16 protein-coding genes are annotated in these 17,776 nt (G+C 67.9%); 8 read left to right on the top strand and 8 right to left on the bottom strand.

The annotated features are described in order from the left end of the window. Positions 1 to 90: 90 nt before the first annotated feature. On the top strand, positions 91 to 876 hold the full coding sequence (locus ACFWZ1_RS00080) for a 3-hydroxybutyrate dehydrogenase (RefSeq protein WP_231322443.1): 786 nt from the start codon (positions 91 to 93) through the stop codon (positions 874 to 876). 39 nt (positions 877 to 915) lie between these two features. Here the strand turns inward: ACFWZ1_RS00080 and ACFWZ1_RS00075 are convergent, their stop codons facing one another. From ACFWZ1_RS00075 to radC, 4 genes are all read right to left on the bottom strand, one after another. After that, positions 916 to 1,668 (bottom strand): SDR family NAD(P)-dependent oxidoreductase, encoded by a 753-nt coding sequence (locus tag ACFWZ1_RS00075; RefSeq protein WP_439664995.1) that lies wholly within the window; start codon positions 1,666 to 1,668, stop codon positions 916 to 918. A 1-nt stretch (position 1,669) separates the two neighbouring features. Then, on the bottom strand, positions 1,670 to 2,362 hold the full coding sequence (locus ACFWZ1_RS00070; protein ID WP_439664994.1) for an SPOR domain-containing protein: 693 nt from the start codon (positions 2,360 to 2,362) through the stop codon (positions 1,670 to 1,672). Then, entirely contained in the window at positions 2,362 to 4,050 is a 1,689-nt protein-coding gene (gene argS, locus ACFWZ1_RS00065; protein ID WP_439664993.1) for an arginine--tRNA ligase, read from the bottom strand. The genes ACFWZ1_RS00070 and argS overlap by 1 nt, the downstream gene beginning before the upstream one ends. A gap of 488 nt (positions 4,051 to 4,538) precedes the next feature. Then, complete coding sequence (gene radC, locus ACFWZ1_RS00060; protein ID WP_439664992.1) at positions 4,539 to 5,210, bottom strand: RadC family protein; 672 nt, start codon at positions 5,208 to 5,210, stop codon at positions 4,539 to 4,541. Positions 5,211 to 5,308: 98 nt separating this feature from the next. On the opposite strand from radC, the gene coaBC reads away from it, so the two are divergent. The 3 genes from coaBC to ACFWZ1_RS00045 are packed head-to-tail and all read left to right on the top strand — an operon-like array spanning position 5,309 to position 9,320. After that, positions 5,309 to 6,514 carry a bifunctional phosphopantothenoylcysteine decarboxylase/phosphopantothenate--cysteine ligase CoaBC gene (gene coaBC, locus ACFWZ1_RS00055; RefSeq protein ID WP_439664991.1) on the top strand — a complete coding sequence of 402 codons (1,206 nt, stop codon included), beginning with the start codon at positions 5,309 to 5,311 and terminating at the stop codon, positions 6,512 to 6,514. Then, positions 6,511 to 6,966: a dUTP diphosphatase gene (dut, locus tag ACFWZ1_RS00050; RefSeq protein WP_231322433.1), complete on the top strand. Its 456-nt coding sequence runs from the start codon at positions 6,511 to 6,513 to the stop codon at positions 6,964 to 6,966. The genes coaBC and dut overlap by 4 nt, the downstream gene beginning before the upstream one ends. A gap of 38 nt (positions 6,967 to 7,004) precedes the next feature. Then, on the top strand, positions 7,005 to 9,320 hold the full coding sequence (locus ACFWZ1_RS00045) for a phosphomannomutase/phosphoglucomutase (RefSeq protein WP_439664990.1): 2,316 nt from the start codon (positions 7,005 to 7,007) through the stop codon (positions 9,318 to 9,320). 262 nt (positions 9,321 to 9,582) lie between these two features. Here ACFWZ1_RS00045 and ACFWZ1_RS00040 read toward each other — a convergent pair whose 3' ends face one another. Further along, complete coding sequence (locus ACFWZ1_RS00040; protein WP_439664989.1) at positions 9,583 to 10,224, bottom strand: DUF4124 domain-containing protein; 642 nt, start codon at positions 10,222 to 10,224, stop codon at positions 9,583 to 9,585. Between the two features lie 100 nt (positions 10,225 to 10,324). Continuing rightward, positions 10,325 to 10,972 (bottom strand): orotate phosphoribosyltransferase, encoded by a 648-nt coding sequence (pyrE, locus tag ACFWZ1_RS00035; protein WP_231322428.1) that lies wholly within the window; start codon positions 10,970 to 10,972, stop codon positions 10,325 to 10,327. A gap of 74 nt (positions 10,973 to 11,046) precedes the next feature. Between pyrE and ACFWZ1_RS00030 the strand changes: the two genes are divergently transcribed. The 3 genes from ACFWZ1_RS00030 (at position 11,047) to ACFWZ1_RS00020 (ending at position 13,526) form a co-directional block, all read left to right on the top strand. Next, on the top strand, positions 11,047 to 11,817 hold the full coding sequence (locus ACFWZ1_RS00030) for an exodeoxyribonuclease III (RefSeq protein ID WP_439664988.1): 771 nt from the start codon (positions 11,047 to 11,049) through the stop codon (positions 11,815 to 11,817). Next, on the top strand, positions 11,807 to 13,105 hold the full coding sequence (locus ACFWZ1_RS00025; RefSeq protein WP_439664987.1) for an AmpG family muropeptide MFS transporter: 1,299 nt from the start codon (positions 11,807 to 11,809) through the stop codon (positions 13,103 to 13,105). Before ACFWZ1_RS00030 ends, ACFWZ1_RS00025 begins: the two co-directional genes overlap by 11 nt. A gap of 127 nt (positions 13,106 to 13,232) precedes the next feature. Further along, complete coding sequence (locus ACFWZ1_RS00020; protein ID WP_439664986.1) at positions 13,233 to 13,526, top strand: hypothetical protein; 294 nt, start codon at positions 13,233 to 13,235, stop codon at positions 13,524 to 13,526. 10 nt (positions 13,527 to 13,536) lie between these two features. Here the strand turns inward: ACFWZ1_RS00020 and ACFWZ1_RS00015 are convergent, their stop codons facing one another. After that, positions 13,537 to 14,667, bottom strand: coding sequence for an anhydro-N-acetylmuramic acid kinase (locus ACFWZ1_RS00015; protein ID WP_439664985.1), 1,131 nt, complete (start codon positions 14,665 to 14,667; stop codon positions 13,537 to 13,539). 9 nt (positions 14,668 to 14,676) lie between these two features. After that, entirely contained in the window at positions 14,677 to 16,119 is a 1,443-nt protein-coding gene (locus ACFWZ1_RS00010) for an OapA family protein (protein ID WP_439664984.1), read from the bottom strand. A 177-nt stretch (positions 16,120 to 16,296) separates the two neighbouring features. Here ACFWZ1_RS00010 and tyrS point away from each other — a divergent pair, with 177 nt between their 5' ends. After that, a complete protein-coding gene (tyrS, locus tag ACFWZ1_RS00005) occupies positions 16,297 to 17,508 on the top strand; it encodes a tyrosine--tRNA ligase (protein WP_439664983.1) in 1,212 nt (403 codons plus the stop codon). Positions 17,509 to 17,776: the final 268 nt, after the last annotated feature.

Here is a 17,776-nt window from a genome sequence, read left to right as displayed (position 1 = left end):
GCCGCAGAGAGACCGCCTTGCACGAAGGTCCGATGGCGACTGCGCGCGAGCAGCCTACAATCCCGGACTCCCCCCTGCGGAGCACAAGCCATGGCCAGTCTCGACGGCAAGGTCGCCCTCATCACCGGCGCCGCCAGCGGCATCGGCAAGGCGATCGCCGAGCTCTACGCACGCGAAGGCGCGATGGTGGCGATCGCCGACATCAACCAGCAGGCGGCCGAAGCCGCGGCGTCGCAGATCCACGCATCCGGCGGCCGTGCGATGGGTGTGGCGATGGACGTCACCGACGAGCACGCCGTGGATGCCGGTACCGAAGCGGTGGTACGGGCGTTTGGCCATCTGGACGTCCTCATTTCCAATGCCGGCGTGCAGATCGTCAACCCGATCGAAAGCTTCGCCTTCGCCGACTGGAAGAAGATGCTGGCGATCCACCTGGACGGCGCCTTCCTCACCACCCGCGCGGCGCTGAAACACATGTACCGGGGCGACCGCGGCGGCGTGGTGATCTACATGGGTTCGGTGCACTCGCACGAGGCCTCCGTGCTCAAGGCCCCCTATGTCACCGCCAAGCACGGTTTGCTGGGCCTGGCCCGCACGCTTGCCAAGGAAGGCGCGCCGCACAACGTGCGCTCGCACGTGATCTGTCCGGGTTTCGTGCGCACGCCGCTGGTGGAGAAGCAGATCCCGGAACAGGCGAAGGAGCTCGGAATCAGCGAAGAGGACGTGATCCGCAACGTGATGCTCAAGCACACGGTCGATGGCGTGTTCACCACGCTGGAAGACGTGGCGCAGACCGCCCTGTTCCTGGCTACCTTCCCCAGCGCGGCGCTGACCGGCCAGAGCTTCGTGGTCAGCCACGGCTGGCATATGCAGTGACGGGCTTTCGCAGGGTGGGCTGAAAAGCCCACCTTGCGGCTATTCGCGGTGAACCTGGAAGCCGCCGAACGCCTGGCTGGTGGGCATCAGTTCGATGCGGTTGACGTTGAGATGCGCTGGCAGGTTGGCGATCCACCACAGCGTCTCGGCGATGTCGCCCGCGGTGATCGGCTGCGCGCCGGCATAGAGCTTGTCCGAGGCAGCCTGGTCGCCGCCGGTGCGCACGAGGGTGAACTCGGTCTCGGCCATGCCCGGTTCCACCGAGGTCACGCGCACGCCGGTGCCGTGCAGGTCCGCGCGCAGCCCCAGCGAGAACTGCGAGACGAAGGCCTTGGTGCCGCCGTACACGTTGCCGCCCGGATAGGGATAGGTGCTCGCGGTGGAGCTGATGTTGACGATCGCGCCGCGCCGCTCGATCAGCGTGGGCAACAGCAGGCGCGTCAGCGTCACCAGCGCGGTGACGTTGGTGTCGATCATCTGCTTCCATTGCTGGAGATCCGCCTGCTGCGCCGGTACGGTGCCCAGCGCCAGGCCGGCGTTGTTCACCAGCAGGTCGATGGCCGCGAAGTCGGCGGGCAGGCCCGCGAATGCGGCTCGCATGGCCGCTTCGTCGCGAATGTCGAAAGCCAGCGTGTGCACGCGATCGGCGCCGTGCCGGTCGACCAGCTGCTGCAGCCGCTCGGCGCGGCGGCCGCTGGCCACCACGCGCCAGCCGCCCGCGATGAAGCGGTCCACGGTCGCGGCACCGAAGCCGGAGGTGGCGCCGGTGATCCAGGCGACCCTGGCACTCATGTCAGCGGCCTTCCTTCAGCGCGATCGCCTTGTAGCCCGCGCCGGCCAGGCGGTTCTGCACCGACTCCAGCTCCGTGGCCGAGCGGTACGGCCCCAGGCGCACGCGGTGGAAGGTCTGGCTGCCGACCTGCACGGTCTGCACGTTGGCGACGAAACCCTGCAGCGCCAGCTTGGCCTTCAGCGCCTCGGCATCGGCGGCGGCGGGGAAGGCGCCGACCTGCAGCAGGTAGCCGCTACCAGCGGCCGGCGGCGGCACCGCGGAGGCGGGTGCCGCCTGGATGTTTTCGGTGACCGCGGCCGGCGCGTTGGCGTTGGCCGCCTGTTGCTGCTGCGCCGCGGCTGCCGCGGCCTGCTGCGCGGCCTGCTGCTTCTGCTGCTGCTCGGCACGCGCCTGGGCGCTGATCTGCTCGTCCGGGATGCGCACTTCCTTCTCCGACAGCACCGAGTAGAAGTCGTACTGCGGCTTCTTCGGCGCGCTCTCGGCCGGCGCCAGGCCCTTGTCGCCGTCGCCCTGCGCGGTGGCCTGCGGGTTCGGCTGCGGGCCGTTCGGCGCCATCGGCAACATCGAACGGCGGGTCAGCGCCACCATCGCGATCACACCCACGACGATGCCGATCACGGCCCAGCCCCAGGCGGGGAAGCCGCCCTTGCGGTTGCGTACGGCCTGCCGGCCCTTGCCCTTGCGTGCTGCCATTACATGCTCTCCGGGGCGGAAAGGCCCAGCAGGCCCAGCCCGTTCTTCAATACTTGTCGCGTGGCCACTACCAGCGCCAAGCGCGCGTTGCGCAGGGCGGCGTCCTCGACCAGGAACTGGTGCGAGTTGTAGTAGGTGTGGAAGGCATTGGCCAGTTCGCGCAGCCAGCCGGCGAGCAGGTGCGGCTCGAGGTTGGCGGCGGCGGCGTCGACGATTTCGGGGTACTTGGACAGTTCGGTGAGCAGGATCTGCTCGTGCTCGTTGTCCAGCCGTGCCAGCTCGGCCTGGCCTTGCTCGAGGTCGACGGCAAAGCCCTTCTCGCCGGCCTGGCGCAGCACCGAGCAGACCCGCGCGTGAGCGTACTGGATGTAGTAGACCGGGTTGTCGTTGCTCTGCGAGCGGGCCAGGTCGATGTCGAACACCAGCTGCGAGTCGGCCTTGCGCGAGATCAGGAAGTAGCGCGTGGCGTCGCGGCCGGCCTCGTCGATGAGGTCGCGCAGGGTCACGTAGCTGCCGGCGCGCTTGGAGATCTTCACCTCCTCGCCGCCGCGCATCACGGTGACCATCTGGTGCAGCACGTACTCAGGCCAGCCCTTCGGGATGCCGCAGTCGAGCGCCTGCAGGCCGGCCTTCACGCGCGCCAGCGAGCCATGGTGGTCCGAGCCCAGCTCGGTGATCGCGCGGGTGTAGCCGCGCTGCCACTTGGAGCGGTGGTAGGCGACGTCCGGCACGAAGTAGGTGTAGGTGCCGTCGGACTTGCGCATCACGCGGTCCTTGTCGTCGCCGTAGTCGGTGGTGCGCAGCCACAGCGCGCCGCCGTCCTCGTAGGTGTGGCCATGGGCGACCAGCTCGCGCACGGTCTCGTCCACCTTGCCGTCGGTGTAGAGCGAAGATTCCAGGAAGTAGGTGTCGAAGCCGACGCCGAAAGCCTTCAGGTCCAGGTCCTGTTCGCGGCGCAGCGAGGCGACGGCGAAGTGGCGGATGGCTTCGAGGTCTTCCGGGTCCTTGGCGCCGGTAACGGTGTGGCCGTCGGCCACCACCGATTCGCCGGCGAGGTACGCCCGCGCCACGTCGGCGATGTAGTCGCCGCGGTAGCCGTCCTCCGGCCAGCCTTCGTCACCCGGGGCCAACCCGCGGGCGCGCGCCTGTACCGAGATCGCGAGGTTCTGGATCTGCACACCGGCGTCGTTGTAGTAGAACTCGCGCTTGATGCTCCAGCCGGTCGCTTCCAGCAGGCGAGCCAGGCAGTCGCCGATCGCCGCGGCGCGGCCATGGCCCACATGCAGCGGGCCGGTCGGGTTGGCTGAGACGAATTCCACGCCCGCGGTGGTGCCCGAGCCAGCGGCGTTGCGGCCATAGGCTTCGCCTTCGGCGAAGATGCGCCGCACTTCGGCGTGGTAGGCGCCCGCGCTCAGGAAAAAGTTGATGAAGCCAGGGCCTGCGATTTCGGTTTTTTCCACCAGCGCGCTGGGGGGCAGGGCGGCGACGAGCTTCTCGGCCAGCTCGCGCGGCTTGGCGCGCGCGGGCTTCGCCAGCAGCATCGCCGCATTGGTGGCGAAATCGCCATGCTCGCGGCTGCGCGCGCGCTCCACCACGAACGGCGGAAGCTCGAGGTCGGCGGGCAGGACGGCTTGGTCCTGCAGGGTCCGGATGGCCTGCAGCAGCAGGTCGCGCAGCGCTTGTTTCACGGCGTGGGATCGGTAGGCGATGGGAACCGCCAATCCTAGCAGAGCCGGTCAGCCGTCGACCTTCGCTGCCGGGGCAGCGAACCGGGCAGTGGCGGACAAAGCGAGGGCATTGTCTTGTCGGCCGTGCGCCTTGCCCGAGCCGGGACAAGTCTGTGGATAAGTCTGTGGGGAAAGCGGCGTCAAGGTGCCGCGACCGGGCGGTGCGGCGAGGGGTAAACGGCTTGTAAAGATCACAAGCCTTTAAAAACAACGGATTGCGAACGCTGTCTTATGCGGATCGGCAACTGTTGGCCGGCAAGGCCGATCCAGTCGTGCTGTGCATAACTGGTTTCGCATGATTTCGCGACTGTCAAGGCCTTTGGTCGTCATCGACCTGTCATGGACGGATGCCACGCTGAGTCCCGTACCCCGCCTTCTCCCCGGCAGGTACGCTCCCCGGCGGCGCGCCTTTCCCTAGCGCGCCGCCTTTTTTGTGGGCGGACGACGGACTAAAGCAGGCCGCGTTCGGCCATCGAGACCGGGGCGCCGGCGCCGATCACCAGGTGGTCGAGCACGCGTACGCCGACCAGTTGCAGCGCCTCGCGCAGTTCCCGGGTGATCGCGCGGTCGGCGGCGCTGGGCTCGGCCACGCCACTCGGATGGTTGTGCGCGAAAATTACCGCGCAGGCGTTGTGCTTCAGGCACGCACGTACCACCTCGCGCGGATGCACACTGGCGCCGTCCACGGTGCCGCGGAACAACTCTTCGAAGGCAAGCACGCGATGGCGGTTGTCCAGGTAGAGGCAACCAAACACCTCGTATGGCAAATGGCGCAGGCGGGCGGAGAGGTAGTCGCCGCTGTCGCGCGGGCTGCCCAGGCTGGGCAGCGCCTGCAGTTGCTCGGCTAGGCTGCGGCGGGCCAGTTCCAGCGCCGCGGCGATGCGCGCACGCTTGGCCGGTCCCAGGCCGGGCGTGGGACCGGGACCATCGGCGCGACCGAGCAGCGCGCCCAGTCCGCCGGCCTCGGTGAGCAGTTCGCGACCCAGCGCGATCGCGTCCTTGCCGGGCACGCCGCTGCCCAGCAGCACCGCCAGCAGTTCGGCGTCGGAGAGGGTGGCGCTGCCGTGCTCCAGCAGCTTTTCGCGCGGACGTTCGCCGCTGGGCCAGTGTCGGATGCTCATCCGGTCGATCCTGCCTGTCGGAGTGCGACCGGTGGCAGCAGTGGCCTTTGATGAATCCGGTAAGCTAGCGCATCGCCCGGTTGTCAGGCCCGTCCTACATGAGTCTTGCCCAACGTCGCATCCTGCTCGGCGTCTCGGCGGGTATCGCCGCCTACAAGTCCTGCGAACTGGTGCGCCGGCTGCGCGAGCAGGGCGCCGAGGTGCGCGTGGTGATGACCGAGGGAGCGACGCACTTCGTCGGCACGACCACGTTCCAGGCACTGTCCGGCCAGCCGGTGCGGGTATCGCTGTGGGACGAGGGCGCGGAAGCGGCGATGGGCCACATCGAACTGGCGCGCTGGGCCGAACGGGTGCTGATCGCTCCGGCCAGCGCCGACCTTCTGGCCCGCCTGGCGCATGGCCACGCCGACGACCTGCTCACCACGCTGTGCCTGGCCAGCAATGCGCCGCTGTACGTGGCGCCGGCGATGAATCAGCAGATGTGGGCACACCCGGCGGTGCAGGCCAACCTGGCCGTGCTGCGATCGCGCGGGGTAACCGTGCTGGGTCCGGCCGCGGGCGAACAGGCCTGCGGCGACATCGGTTCGGGCCGCATGCTGGAACCTGCCGAACTGCGCGACGCATTGTCTGTCTCCTTCGGCAATGGCGCGCTTGCCGGCCTGCAGGTTGTGGTGAGCGCCGGCCCCACCTACGAAGACATCGATCCGGTGCGTTTCATCGGCAACCGCAGTTCCGGCCGCATGGGTTTCGCGGTGGCCGAGGCGGCGGCTGCCGCCGGCGCGCAGGTGACGCTGGTCGCCGGCCCGGTCAGCCTGCCGACGCCCCCCGGCGTGGCGCGCCGCGTGGACGTGCGCAGCGCCGCGCAGATGCGCGAGGCGGTGCTCGGCGCCGCCATCTCGGCGGACGTATACGTCGGTGCCGCCGCGGTAGGCGACTATCGTCCCGCGCAGGTGGCCGAACGCAAGCTCAAGAAACACGACGGCGCCCCGCTGGTGCTCGACCTGGCCGAGAATCCGGACATCCTCAAGGATCTCGCCGCCATGCAGCCGCACCCGTTCCTGGTCGGCTTCGCCGCCGAGACGCACGACGTGGCCACGTATGCGCAGGACAAACTCACCCGCAAGGGCCTGGACATGATCGCCGCCAATCGCGTTGGCGCAGGCCTGGGCTTCGAGGCCGACGACAACGCCTTGAGTGTCTTCTGGCCCGGTGGCGGCGAGGATCTGCCGCGCGCGTCCAAGCGCGAACTGGCGGCGCGATTGGTCGAATGCATCGCGACGCGCCACCGGGCCGCGCGCGCATGATCGACGTCGAACTGAAGGTCCTGGACCCGCGCCTGGGCGATACCATTCCGCTGCCCGAGGCGGCCACCGCCGGCAGCGCCGGCATGGACCTGCGCGCGGCGATCGAGTCGCCAGTCACCCTGGCGCCCGGCGAGAGCGTGCTGGTGCCCAGCGGCATCGCCATCCACATCGGCGACCCGAACTGGTGCGCGCTGATCGTGCCGCGCTCGGGACTGGGCCACAAACACGGGCTGGTGATGGGCAACCTGGTCGGCGTGATCGATGCGGACTACCAGGGTCCGCTGATGATTTCCTGCTGGAATCGGTCCAACGCGCCGTACACCATCGGCGTGGGCGACCGCATCGCCCAGCTGCTGCTGGTGCCGGTGGCGCAGGCGCGGCTTCAAGTGGTGAAGGAATTCGCGCCTTCCGGGCGTGGCGTCGGCGGGTTCGGCTCGACCGGCATCAAGTGAAGCCAGGCATCAACTGAGTTGCGATCGGCGGGGGCGAGATGGCGAGAAACATCGCAAGGGGACGGGGCGCCGACAGCGCCGAGGCATGGCGGCGCCTGCTGCCGCTGGCCGGCGGCACCGTGCTGCTGCTGCTGGGCCTGTTCTGCGCCTGGCAGACCTGGCTGATCGCCAGCGAAAGCGGTGACGTGGCGCGCGTGCACGCCGCCCAGGACGAGGCCGTGCGCGTGCTGGCGTCGGAGATCGCGGGTGAGCGCAAGCAGGTCGCCCAGGCGGTCGCGGCGCTCGATCCGGCGATCGTGCAGGGCGACCGCGCGCAGCTGGCCGAGGCATTGCGCGCGCGGCTGCCGCAAGCGCTGGATGTCGAGGTCTACAGCGCAGGCCTGGACGAGGTGTTGCACGCCAACTATCGCGAGTTCGGTTACGCCAAGGCGGCGCAACTGATGGGTGCGCAGGCCGATGACAGCCTGCCCATGCAGACCGTATCGGAAAAAGGCGTGCGCCGGCTGAGCCTGGTCCAACCGCTGGGCCCGGCGCAGCGCCCCCAGGCCTGGATCTGGGTGGAATTGCCGTTCACGCCACTGCAACGCCGTTTCGAGTCCATTGCGCCCGGTGGCGGCCGCATCGACCTGCGCCAGGGTGACGATCGCGGCGAGCTCAGCCTTCTTTCGCGTGGCGCCTCATCGGCCGAAGCGGAGGACGAGGCCACGCCGGTACCGGGCAGCGCTTTCAGCGTAAGGGCGGCGTTGCCGGCGGCCTTCATCCTGCTGCCGCGCGCCTGGCCGCTGGCGGCATTGCTGGCGCTGCTGGGCATCGGCGGCGGCCTTTACCTGTTCTGGCTGCGGGGTCGACTGGCCCCGCGCCAGGAAGTCCAACCCAAGGAGATGATGGTGTCCGATGTAGTTCCCGCCAAGCATGAGCCCGCGCCGCCGGTGGTACGCCCTGGCGCGATGCCGCCCGCAGAGAGCACGGCCGACGCCGTCGACCCGAGCATCTTCCGCGCGTATGACGTGCGCGGGGTGGTTGGCAAGACCCTGACGGCGCGGGTGGCGCGGCTGCTCGGCCAATCGATCGGCACGCTCATGCGCGAGAAGGGGCTGTCGGAAATCGTCGTCGGCCGCGACGGCCGCCTGTCCGGGCCGGAGCTCGCCGGCGCGCTGTCCGACGGCCTGCGCGAGGCAGGCATCGACGTGATCGACATCGGCGCCGTGCCCACGCCGGTGGTGTACTTCGCGGCCTACCGCTTCAATACCGGCAGCGGCGTGGCGGTAACCGGAAGCCACAATCCGCCGGACTACAACGGCTTCAAGATCGTGGTCGGCGGCGAGACCCTGTCCGAGGGCGCGATCCAGGACCTCTACCAGCGCATCGCCAGCGGCGCGCTGGAGGCAGGCGGCCAGGGCGGCCTGCGCCACGTCGACGTCGTGCCCGATTACATCGAGCGGATCATTTCCGACGTGCAGGCCGAGCGGCGCCTGAAGGTCGTGGTCGACTGCGGCAACGGCATCCCAGGCGCGCTGGCGCCGCAGGTGATCGAGGGCATCGGCTGCGAAGTGGTGCCGCTGTACTGCGAGGTGGACGGCACCTTCCCGAACCATCATCCGGATCCATCCGATCCGCACAACCTGGAAGACCTCATCCATGCCGTGCGCCAGACCGGCGCGGACCTGGGTATTGCCTTCGACGGCGACGGCGATCGCCTGGGCGTGGTCACGAAGGAGGGCGAGATCATCTACCCCGACCGCCTGTTGATGCTGTTCGCGCGCGACGTGCTGTCGCGCCAGCCGGGCGCCACGATCATCTACGACGTCAAGTGCACGGGTCATCTGAAGGGCCAGGTGCTCGAGGCTGGCGGCAGCCCGCTGATGTGGCGTACCGGCCATTCGCTCATCAAGGCCAAGATGCGCGAGACGCAGGCGGAACTGGCCGGCGAAATGAGCGGCCACTTCTTCTTCAAGGAGCGCTGGTTCGGCTTCGACGACGGCATCTACGCCGGCGCGCGGCTGCTGGAGATCCTCGCCGGCGACATCGAGGGGCGCACGCCGGAACAGGTCTTCGCCACCTGCCCCAAGGGCGTCTCCACGCCGGAGCTGAAGATTCCGCTCGAAGAGGGTGAGCACTACCGCTTCATCGAGAAATTCAAGGACAAGGCCACCTTCGGCGACGCCACGCTGACCACCATCGACGGCGTGCGCGCCGACTGGCCGGACGGCTGGGGCCTGGTGCGCGCCTCCAACACCACGCCGGTGCTGGTGTTGCGCTTCGATGCGGATAACCCGGCGGCGCTCAAGCGCATCCAGCAGGCGTTCCGCGAACAGCTGTTCCTGATCGATCCGGGCCTGAAGCTGCCGTTCTGACGACGGCAGCGGTGGGCTGCCCACCGCTCGCCGAAAACCGTTGCTTCCGCGCATCTGTGCGCGACCGTGGGACTACCGGTCGCGCACAGTGCGCGCCTGCATGGAAGATTCTCCTGCGCCGCGGAGGCTGCATGTCCTGACGGCACCATGCGCTTCGTAAAGGCGCTTCGCGAGCAGATGTTTTCGATCGATCCGCCTGCAACTGCCGTTCCGGCGGCACGCGGAGGGCACCCCGCGAAAGGCCTGCATGGCGCGGCAGCAGCTAGTGCCGCTGCTCGTCCTGCGACTTCTTCAACGCGCGGTAATGCTCCAGCTGTTGTTCGGCATCCTTTTCGGCCTTGTCCCGCCGATCCTGCAGCCGCTCCAGCGTACCGCGCTGGCTGGAAACCACATTGCGCTGGTCGGCGATGCTGTCGACCAGGAACTTGGGCACCTTCTCCTTGGCGCGCTCGATATCCGCTGCGCGTCCGAGCAGGTCGGCCAGGGTCTTTTCCTGGCTGTGCAGGTTCAGGCGCGTGGTGTTGATCTGCTGGTCGATGCTGTCCAGCTCCTCCTGCTGCGCCTGCTTGAGCGAGGCCTCGTCGCCATAGGCGTTGAGCATCTGCAGGTCGGCGCGGCGGCGCGCTTCCTCCGCGCGGCGCTGGGCGGCCTGTTCGGCGGCGACCTTGTCCGCGGCGGCGCGTTCCTCGGGGCTCAGCTGGCGCTCGACGTGGCGCACCACGTAGCCCTGGTCGTTGACCAGGTCGTACCCGTATTTCATGGCCTCGGCGGTGAGACTGTCGCTGTAATGCGACAGGCCCTTGGCGTCGCGCCAGTGGTAGCGGATGCCGGCGGCCTTCTGGGCGTGGGCGGTCAGGACCGTCGTCGCCAGGGCGATGGCAACGGCGTAAACGAGCTTGCGCATGGATACCCCCTCCTGGCGGGCAGTATAGCCACCGTGTGGCAACCGCCTAAAGCGTGGACGAAGGGCGCGGTCGGGCGTGTGACGTCGTTCGCCACTTAGGTCATGCGGACACGCCGTAGCGACCGCGATAGTCGAGCAGGCGCGCGTGTTCGGCGGCCAGCTCCGGGCGCTCGCCGGCATATGCGAGCACCTCGTCCAGGCCGGTGATGGCAATCACCGGGATGCCATGGTCGCGAGCCACTTCCTGAGCGGCGGAAAGCTCGCCCTGGCCACGCTCCTGCCGGTCCAGCGCTATCAGCACGCCGGCCGGGGTCGCGCCATGCGCGCGGATCAGCGCCAGCGACTCGCGGACCGCGGTGCCGGCAGTCATCACGTCATCGACGATCAGCACGCGTCCTGCCAGCGGTGCGCCGACCAGCAGCCCGCCTTCGCCGTGGTCCTTGGCTTCCTTGCGGTTGTACGCCCAGGGCAGGTCGCGGCCGTGGCTGGTGGCCAGCGCGATGGCGGTGGCGGCGGCCAGGGCGATGCCCTTGTAGGCCGGCCCGAACAGCATGTCCACCGGCAGCCCTGCACGCACCAGCGCGGCGGCGTAGGCCTCGCCCAGCCGCGCCAGCGCGGCGCCGGAATCGATCCGGCCAAGGTTGAAGAAGTACGGGCTCTGGCGGCCGGACTTGAGTGTGAAGTCGCCGAAGCGCAGCACATCGCGTGCGAGCGCCAGTTCGATGAAGTCGCGTTGGTAGGGTTGCATGGGTTGTCGGCATGGAGATTCGGGAATCGACGGCTATTATCCATGGGTTCCCCAAGCCGAAGAGTCCGCCCCGCATGAGAATCGTCACGCTCAACGCCAACGGCATCCGCTCGGCCGCCAGCAAGGGCGTGTTCGATTGGCTGCGCACGCAGCAGGCCGACGTGGTCTGCCTGCAGGAAACCAAGGCGCAGGAAGGCCAGCTCACCGATGCGATGTTCCGCCCGAATGGCCACCATTGCTTCTATCGCGACGCGACCTGCAAGAAGGGCTACAGCGGCGTGGCGATCTACGCGCGGCGCGAGCCCGACGCGGTGCTCACCGAGCTCGGCTGGGAGCCGTTCGATTGCGAGGGACGCTACATCGAGGCGCGCTTCGGCAACCTGTCGGTGGTCTCGCTGTACGTGCCTTCGGGTTCCTCGGGGGAGGAACGCCAGCAGTTCAAGTTCAAGGCGATGGATTTCCTGGCACCCATCTTCGATGAGTGGCTCAACAGCGGCCGCGACTACGTGATCTGTGGCGACTGGAACATCGTCCACACGAAGAACGACATCAAGAACTGGACGTCCAACCAGAAGAATTCCGGTTGCCTGCCTGCCGAACGCGCCTGGCTGGACCTGCTGTTCCATACCCGCGGTTGGGTCGACAGCTTCCGGGCGATCAAGCCGGATGCGGTCGAATACACCTGGTGGTCCAACCGTGGCCGGGCGCGCGAGAACAACGTCGGATGGCGCATCGACTACCAGGTCTGCACGCCGGGCCTGCGCGAACGCATGCGCGCCTGCTCCATCTACCGCGAACAGCGCTTCTCCGACCATGCGCCGTACACGGTCGACTATGCCGACTGAGCCGGTCGCCGCTGCACCATCCAAGCCGTCGATCTGGCGCGCCTTCGCGCAACCGGCGGCGGGCACGATGGCGCTGCTGGGATTCTCGTCGGGCCTGCCGTTCCTGCTGGTGGCCGGCACGCTGGCGTACTGGCTGAAGGAAAACGGGATCAAGCTGGAGGAGATCACGATGATCGCCAGCGCGGGTCTGACCTACGCGTTCAAGTTTGTGTGGGCGCCACTGCTCGACCACTGGCGGATCCCCGGCTTCGCGCGGCTGGGCCAGCGCCGCGGCTGGCTGCTGTTCGCGCAGTTGTGCGTAACCGCCGGGCTGCTGGCAATGGCGCTGCTGACGCCCAGCCAGTTGTGGCCTTTCGTGGCGGCCACGCTGCTGGTGGCGTTCTTCGGCGCGACGCAGGACATCGCGGTGGACGCCTACCGCATCGAGATCGCGCCATCGCACGTGCAGGGCGCGCTGGTGGCGACCTACGCGCTGGGCTACCGCATCGGGTTACTGTTGGCCGGTGCGGTGGCACTGATCATGGCCGACCATGTGCCCTGGTCCGTGGTCTACCTCGTGATGGCCGCCTCGATGGCGATTCCGATCGCCACCACCTTGCTGGCGCGCGAGCCGGACGTGCTGCGCACGCGCCCGGAGAGCTGGCGCATGGCCATGCGCGAGAGCGTGGTCGATCCGTTTGCCGATTTCTTCCGGCGCTATGGCTGGCAGGCGGCGGGCCTGGTTCTGCTGTTCATCCTGCTGTTCAAGGTTCCCGAGCAGGCGACCATCGGCGGCATCATGAGCCCGTTCTATCGGGACATGCAGTTCTCCAAGACCGAGATCGGAGCGATCACCAAGATCTACGGCGTCTGGATCGGCATCGTCGGCGTGTTCCTTGGCGGCGCGGCGGTAGCGCGCTGGGGTGCGTGGCGTTCGCTGGGCGTGACGATCGTGCTCTGCGGCTGCAGCAACCTGTTCTACCTCGTGCTGATCGGCCACCCGGGCAACCTGGTGGCGCTCACCCTGGTGATCTCCGCCGAGAACCTCACGCTCGGGATGCTGGGCCCGCCGACGGTGGCGTTCCTGTCGATGCTGGTCAACCGCCAGCACACCGCGACCCAGTACGCCCTGCTCAGCTCGCTGGTAAACCTGCCGGGCAAGCTGTTGGGCTTTTTCGCCGGCGGCATCGCCACGGCCGCGGGCTATGGCGGTTACTTCGTGCTCACGGTGGTGGCACTGATCCCGGCGATGTTGCTGTATGTCCTGCTGTGGCGCCGCTTTCGCGCCGCCGAACAGGCCGAAGGCTAGCTTCGGCGACCGGCCCCGGGGCCGCCCGGGTAGGGGTGCCGGGCGTGCCGGGAGGCCTGCTGCAAACCCCACCGGTCTGTGCCACCATGCGCTGCCAGCTGGGCATGCGTGACACGGAGCGACGCACGTGCCGGACCTCGTCATACGACACATCGACAGCTTGATGGCCGAGCGGATCAAGATGCTCGCGAAGGACCGCCATTGGTCCATCAACGATGTCGTGCTGCATGCCTTGCGGCACGGCCTGGGCCTGAGCGCCGCCGGTCAGATCTCCAGCGAGGCCATGCTCGACCCGGGCAGCCTGGTGTTGGGTGGGCATTGGGATCTGACCGAGAAGGCGGCCTTCCAGGAAGCCATCCAGGCGCTTTCGCTGACTCGACCGACGCAGCTGGCGCCCGCCCGCGTTGCGAAGCTGAGCTAAACCGCCGCGATCATTCCCGCGGAGCCAGGTACAGCGCGCCGAGCACCCGCTGGCCGTGCGCGCCGGTAACCGCCGGCAGGTTGCCGGGCAGCCCGAGCACCCGTTGGCGCGCCAGCCAGGCGAACGCCGCCGCTTCCAGATAGTCCGGATCGATGCCGTGCTCGGCGGTGCTTGCCACGCGTCGAGGCGCCAACCACTCGGCCAGTCGCGCCATCAATCGAGAGTTGTGTACGCCCCCGCCGCACACCAGTACGTCCGTCGCCGCGGGCGCGTGGGCCTCGATCGCGTCGGCCACCGTATGCGCCGTCAATTCCAGCAAGGTGGCCTGCACGTCGGCCGGCGACAACAGCGCCACGCGCGGCTGGCGCAACAACCAGGCGAGGTGGAAATGCTCGCGGCCGGTGCTCTTGGGCGGTGGCAGCGCGAAGTAGGCATCGGCCAGCAGGGCCTCGAGCAGCGGCGCGTCCACCTTGCCCGCAGCGGCGAACGCGCCGTCGCGGTCGAACGGCTCGCCGCGTTGTTCCAGGCACCAGGCATCCAGCAGGCCATTGGCGGGGCCGGTATCGAAGCCGAGCACCTGCCCTTCAGGCCCAAGCACGGTGATATTGGCGATGCCGCCCAGGTTGAGCACCACGCGGGTGGCCCCCGGCTGGCCGAGCAACATGGCGTGTACCGCCGGCAACAGCGGCGCGCCCTGGCCGCCGGCCGCGACATCGGCGCGGCGGAAATCGGCGACCACGTCGATGCCACAGGTCTCGGCGATGACCGTGGGATCGCCGATCTGCAGCGTGAAGGGCGCCTCGCCGCCTGGGCGATGGCGCACCGTCTGGCCGTGCGAGCCGATCGCGCGTACGGCGGACCGGGCGATCGCGTTGGTCTCCAGTAGCGCCTGTGCGGCATCGGCGAAGTGGCGCCCCACGGCGACATCCAGCCGCCCGTAGGTGTCCAGATTGAAAGCGGTCAGGTCCTGCGCCAACGCCAGCACGCGCTCGCGCAAGGCAGCGGGCCACGGGTGGGTGAGGGCCGCGCGCAGTCGCGGCAGGCCTTGTTCGAAAGACACCAGCGCGACGTCGATGCCGTCGGCGCTGGTGCCGGAGATCAGCCCCAGGTAGAGGGCCGATGCGTCATCCGCGGTAGCCAAGGGCCGGCGTCAGTCGTCGTTGCGCGTGGCCGAGTGCAGCTGGGCGAGCTTGACGTTGGCGTCCATTGCCTTCAGGCGCGCCAGCTGCGGACGCACGACCTGGCTCTCGAAGCGAGCCAATTGTGCAGCCGGCAGCGGCTGCGGCTTGGGCAGGGTCACCGTCTGCGGATCGCGCTGCACGCCATTGACGCGGAATTCGTAGTGCAGATGGGGGCCGGTCGCCAGGCCGGTCATGCCCACGTAGCCGATCACCTGGCCCTGGCTGACGTGCTGGCCCACGCGCTCCTTGGCGAAGCGCGACATGTGGCCGTAGGCCGTGCTGATGTTCGTGTTGTGCTGGACCACCACGAAATTGCCGTAGCCGCGCATCCAGCCCTTGAACTTGATTACGCCATCGCCGGCGGCATGGATCGGCGTGCCGCTGGGGGCCGCGTAGTCCACGCCCTTGTGCGCGCGCATGCGACCCAGGATCGGGTGCATGCGGCCGGCGCTGAAGCGCGAGGAAATGCGCGTGAAGTCCACCGGGATGCGCAGAAACGACTTCTGGATCGGGCGGCCGTCCTCGCTGAACCAGCCGTAGCGGCCGTCGGCCTTCTTGAAGCGGTACGCCGTGTAGCGATGGCCCTGATTGACGAACTCGGCGGCGACGATATCGCCCTCGGCGAAGTAGCTGCCGTCGCGGTAGACGTCATCGTAGATGACCGTGAAGCTGTCGCCGTCGCGCAAGTCCTGCACGAAGTCGATGTCGTACTTGAACAGGTCCGCCAGCTTGCCGACCATGCCCTGGCTCATGCCCGCCCTGGCCGCGGCGGCGTACAGCGAACTGGTGATGGTGCCGTGGGAAACGTGTTCGCGAGTCTCCATCGCGCGCGGCTGGATGTTCAGCGTGGCCTGATCGCCGTCGAAGCGGACCACCGCGCGGTTGGCTTCATCCTTGTCGAAGCGGATGCCCTTCAGGCTGCCGTCGCCGCTGAGCAGGAAGTCGAATTCCTGATGCGGGCGGATGTTGTGGAACGCGCCCTTGGCGGCGCCGGCCGCATCCATCACGCGCTGCAGGTCGGCCAGCGTCAGGCCCTGGTCCTGGAAGATGTCCGACAGTGTCTGGCCGGGCTGTACCTGCACCACGTGCCAGTCTTCCATCGCGCGGGTGGACGCGACCACCGGCGAAACCTTCGGCAGCGTGAGCGGCAACAGGGTGTGGGCGGCGGGCTGCGGATCGGGCCGCATCGCGCTGGCCCAGGCGGGCAGGAAAAAACCGGAAAGGGCAGTCAGCAGCAGCGCGGTACCGGCAAGGATCCAGCGCTCGCGATGCCAGCGCAGGGGTTCGGACTCGCCCAGGCGGCTGAAGGACCAGTGCGCGCAACGCTCGTAGAAATGCATGTGCCGGCGTTGCGCCTTGCGGCGGATAGCCTGCTTGCGCGCCGCCCGCGCGATCCGGTCACCCTCACCCATGCTCTTCGCCCCGCGTTACAAAGTACTCAGGCGGGGTACCTTAGCCGCCCCGTATAAAGGGCGTCAACGCCTTTCCTTTCAAGGATTTGCGCTAGTTTTCTTATTAACGCACAATTAACGTCATTTTGTGAACGGCGGCCCCTTGTGGCTGTCGACCGATCGGCATAGAGGACAACCATGAACGAGCTTGAGCAGGCGCTGGCGACGATCGCCCGTGGCGCCGACGAGGTCATCAAGCAGGAAGAACTCATCGAGCGCCTGAAGAGCGGTCGCCCGCTGCGGATCAAGGCCGGCTTCGATCCCACCGCGCCGGACCTGCACCTGGGCCACACGGTGCTACTCAACAAGATGCGCCAGTTCCAGGACCTCGGCCACCAGGTGATCTTCCTGATCGGTGACTTCACCGGGATGATCGGGGATCCCACCGGAAAGAATGTCACCCGCAAGCCGCTCAGCCGCGAGGATGTGCTCAAGAACGCCGAGACCTACGCCTCGCAGGTGTACAAGGTGCTCGACCGCGAGCGCACCGAGGTGCGTTTCAACTCCGAATGGTTCGGCAAGATGTCGGCGGCCGACATGATCAAGCTGGCGGCGCAGCACACCGTGGCGCGCATGCTCGAGCGCGACGACTTCGCCAAGCGCTTTGCCAGCCAGCAGCCGATCGCCCTCCACGAATTCCTCTATCCGCTGGTGCAGGGATATGACTCGGTGGCGCTGAAGGCCGACGTCGAGCTCGGCGGCACCGACCAGAAATTCAACTTGCTGATGGGACGGGCGCTGCAGGAACACCACGCCCAACCGCCGCAGATCGTGCTGACCATGCCGTTGCTGGAGGGCCTGGACGGCGTTCACAAGATGTCCAAGTCCCTTGGCAACTACATCGGTATCGATGAACCGGCGATCGACATCGTCACCAAGACCATGAAGATCGACGACGCGCTGATGTGGCGCTGGTTCGAGCTGCTCAGCTTCGAGGTGTCGCTGGACGAGCTGGCGCGACTGAAGGGCGAAGTGGAGAGTGGCACCCTGAATCCGCGCGATGCGAAGCTGCGGCTGGCGCGCGAGCTGACCGCGCGTTTCCACGATGCCGCTGCGGCCGAGCAGGCGATTGCCGGCTGGCACGCGGTGGTGCGTGGCGAGGGCGACACTTCACTATTGCCGCTCAGCGAAATCGCCGTGCCCGCCGAAGGCTGGCGCCTTCCGGCGCTACTCACGGCTGCGGGGCTTACCGCCAGCAACTCGGAGGCCAACCGCAAGCTCAAGGAGCGTGCGGTGCGCATCGATGCGGCCGTCGTGGAGGACGCGCAGCGCGTATTCGGTGTTGGATTCGAGGGTGTGCTGCAGGTAGGCAAGCGCAACTTTGCGCGAGTGAAGCTCGTCGCGGGTTAGGCGCCAGGCCGGTTTGCGTGGTGGCCGCGGCATAAAAATGGCCGCGCCCGCTTGCCAACTTCGTGCGCGGTCCCTACTATTCGCGGCCCGTCGCCCAACTCCCCTTGGTCGGCAACTCCCCCAAGCAAAATTCTTCGCAAAAGGGTGTTGACGGACCGAGAAAGGAATGTAGAATGGGCGGCTCACCCGGGACGAAACGTCTCGGGGCGATTCTGAAGAAAGAGTCGCAAGTGATTGATCTTTGACAGTGTGCGCAGGTGACTTGTGT

The sequence above is a fragment of the Frateuria sp. GZRe14 genome (genome assembly GCF_051900395.1).
In the GTDB taxonomy this organism is placed as follows: domain Bacteria; phylum Pseudomonadota; class Gammaproteobacteria; order Xanthomonadales; family Rhodanobacteraceae; genus Frateuria_A; species Frateuria_A edaphi.
Note: the sequence above shows the minus strand (reverse complement) of the source record. Positions and strands in the feature narration are given on the sequence as shown.

Coding starts and splice junctions, on each gene's coding strand:
- ACFWZ1_RS00040 (WP_439664989.1), bottom strand. CDS start 10,224: ATGCGCAAGCTCGTTTACGCCGTTGCCATCGCCCTGGCGACGACGGTC.
- ACFWZ1_RS00010 (WP_439664984.1), bottom strand. CDS start 16,119: ATGGGTGAGGGTGACCGGATCGCGCGGGCGGCGCGCAAGCAGGCTATC.
- tyrS (WP_439664983.1), top strand. CDS start 16,297: ATGAACGAGCTTGAGCAGGCGCTGGCGACGATCGCCCGTGGCGCCGAC.
- coaBC (WP_439664991.1), top strand. CDS start 5,309: ATGAGTCTTGCCCAACGTCGCATCCTGCTCGGCGTCTCGGCGGGTATC.
- radC (WP_439664992.1), bottom strand. CDS start 5,210: ATGAGCATCCGACACTGGCCCAGCGGCGAACGTCCGCGCGAAAAGCTG.
- ACFWZ1_RS00080 (WP_231322443.1), top strand. CDS start 91: ATGGCCAGTCTCGACGGCAAGGTCGCCCTCATCACCGGCGCCGCCAGC.
- ACFWZ1_RS00075 (WP_439664995.1), bottom strand. CDS start 1,668: ATGAGTGCCAGGGTCGCCTGGATCACCGGCGCCACCTCCGGCTTCGGT.
- pyrE (WP_231322428.1), bottom strand. CDS start 10,972: ATGCAACCCTACCAACGCGACTTCATCGAACTGGCGCTCGCACGCGAT.
- dut (WP_231322433.1), top strand. CDS start 6,511: ATGATCGACGTCGAACTGAAGGTCCTGGACCCGCGCCTGGGCGATACC.
- ACFWZ1_RS00045 (WP_439664990.1), top strand. CDS start 7,005: ATGGCGAGAAACATCGCAAGGGGACGGGGCGCCGACAGCGCCGAGGCA.
- ACFWZ1_RS00025 (WP_439664987.1), top strand. CDS start 11,807: ATGCCGACTGAGCCGGTCGCCGCTGCACCATCCAAGCCGTCGATCTGG.
- ACFWZ1_RS00070 (WP_439664994.1), bottom strand. CDS start 2,362: ATGGCAGCACGCAAGGGCAAGGGCCGGCAGGCCGTACGCAACCGCAAG.
- ACFWZ1_RS00030 (WP_439664988.1), top strand. CDS start 11,047: ATGAGAATCGTCACGCTCAACGCCAACGGCATCCGCTCGGCCGCCAGC.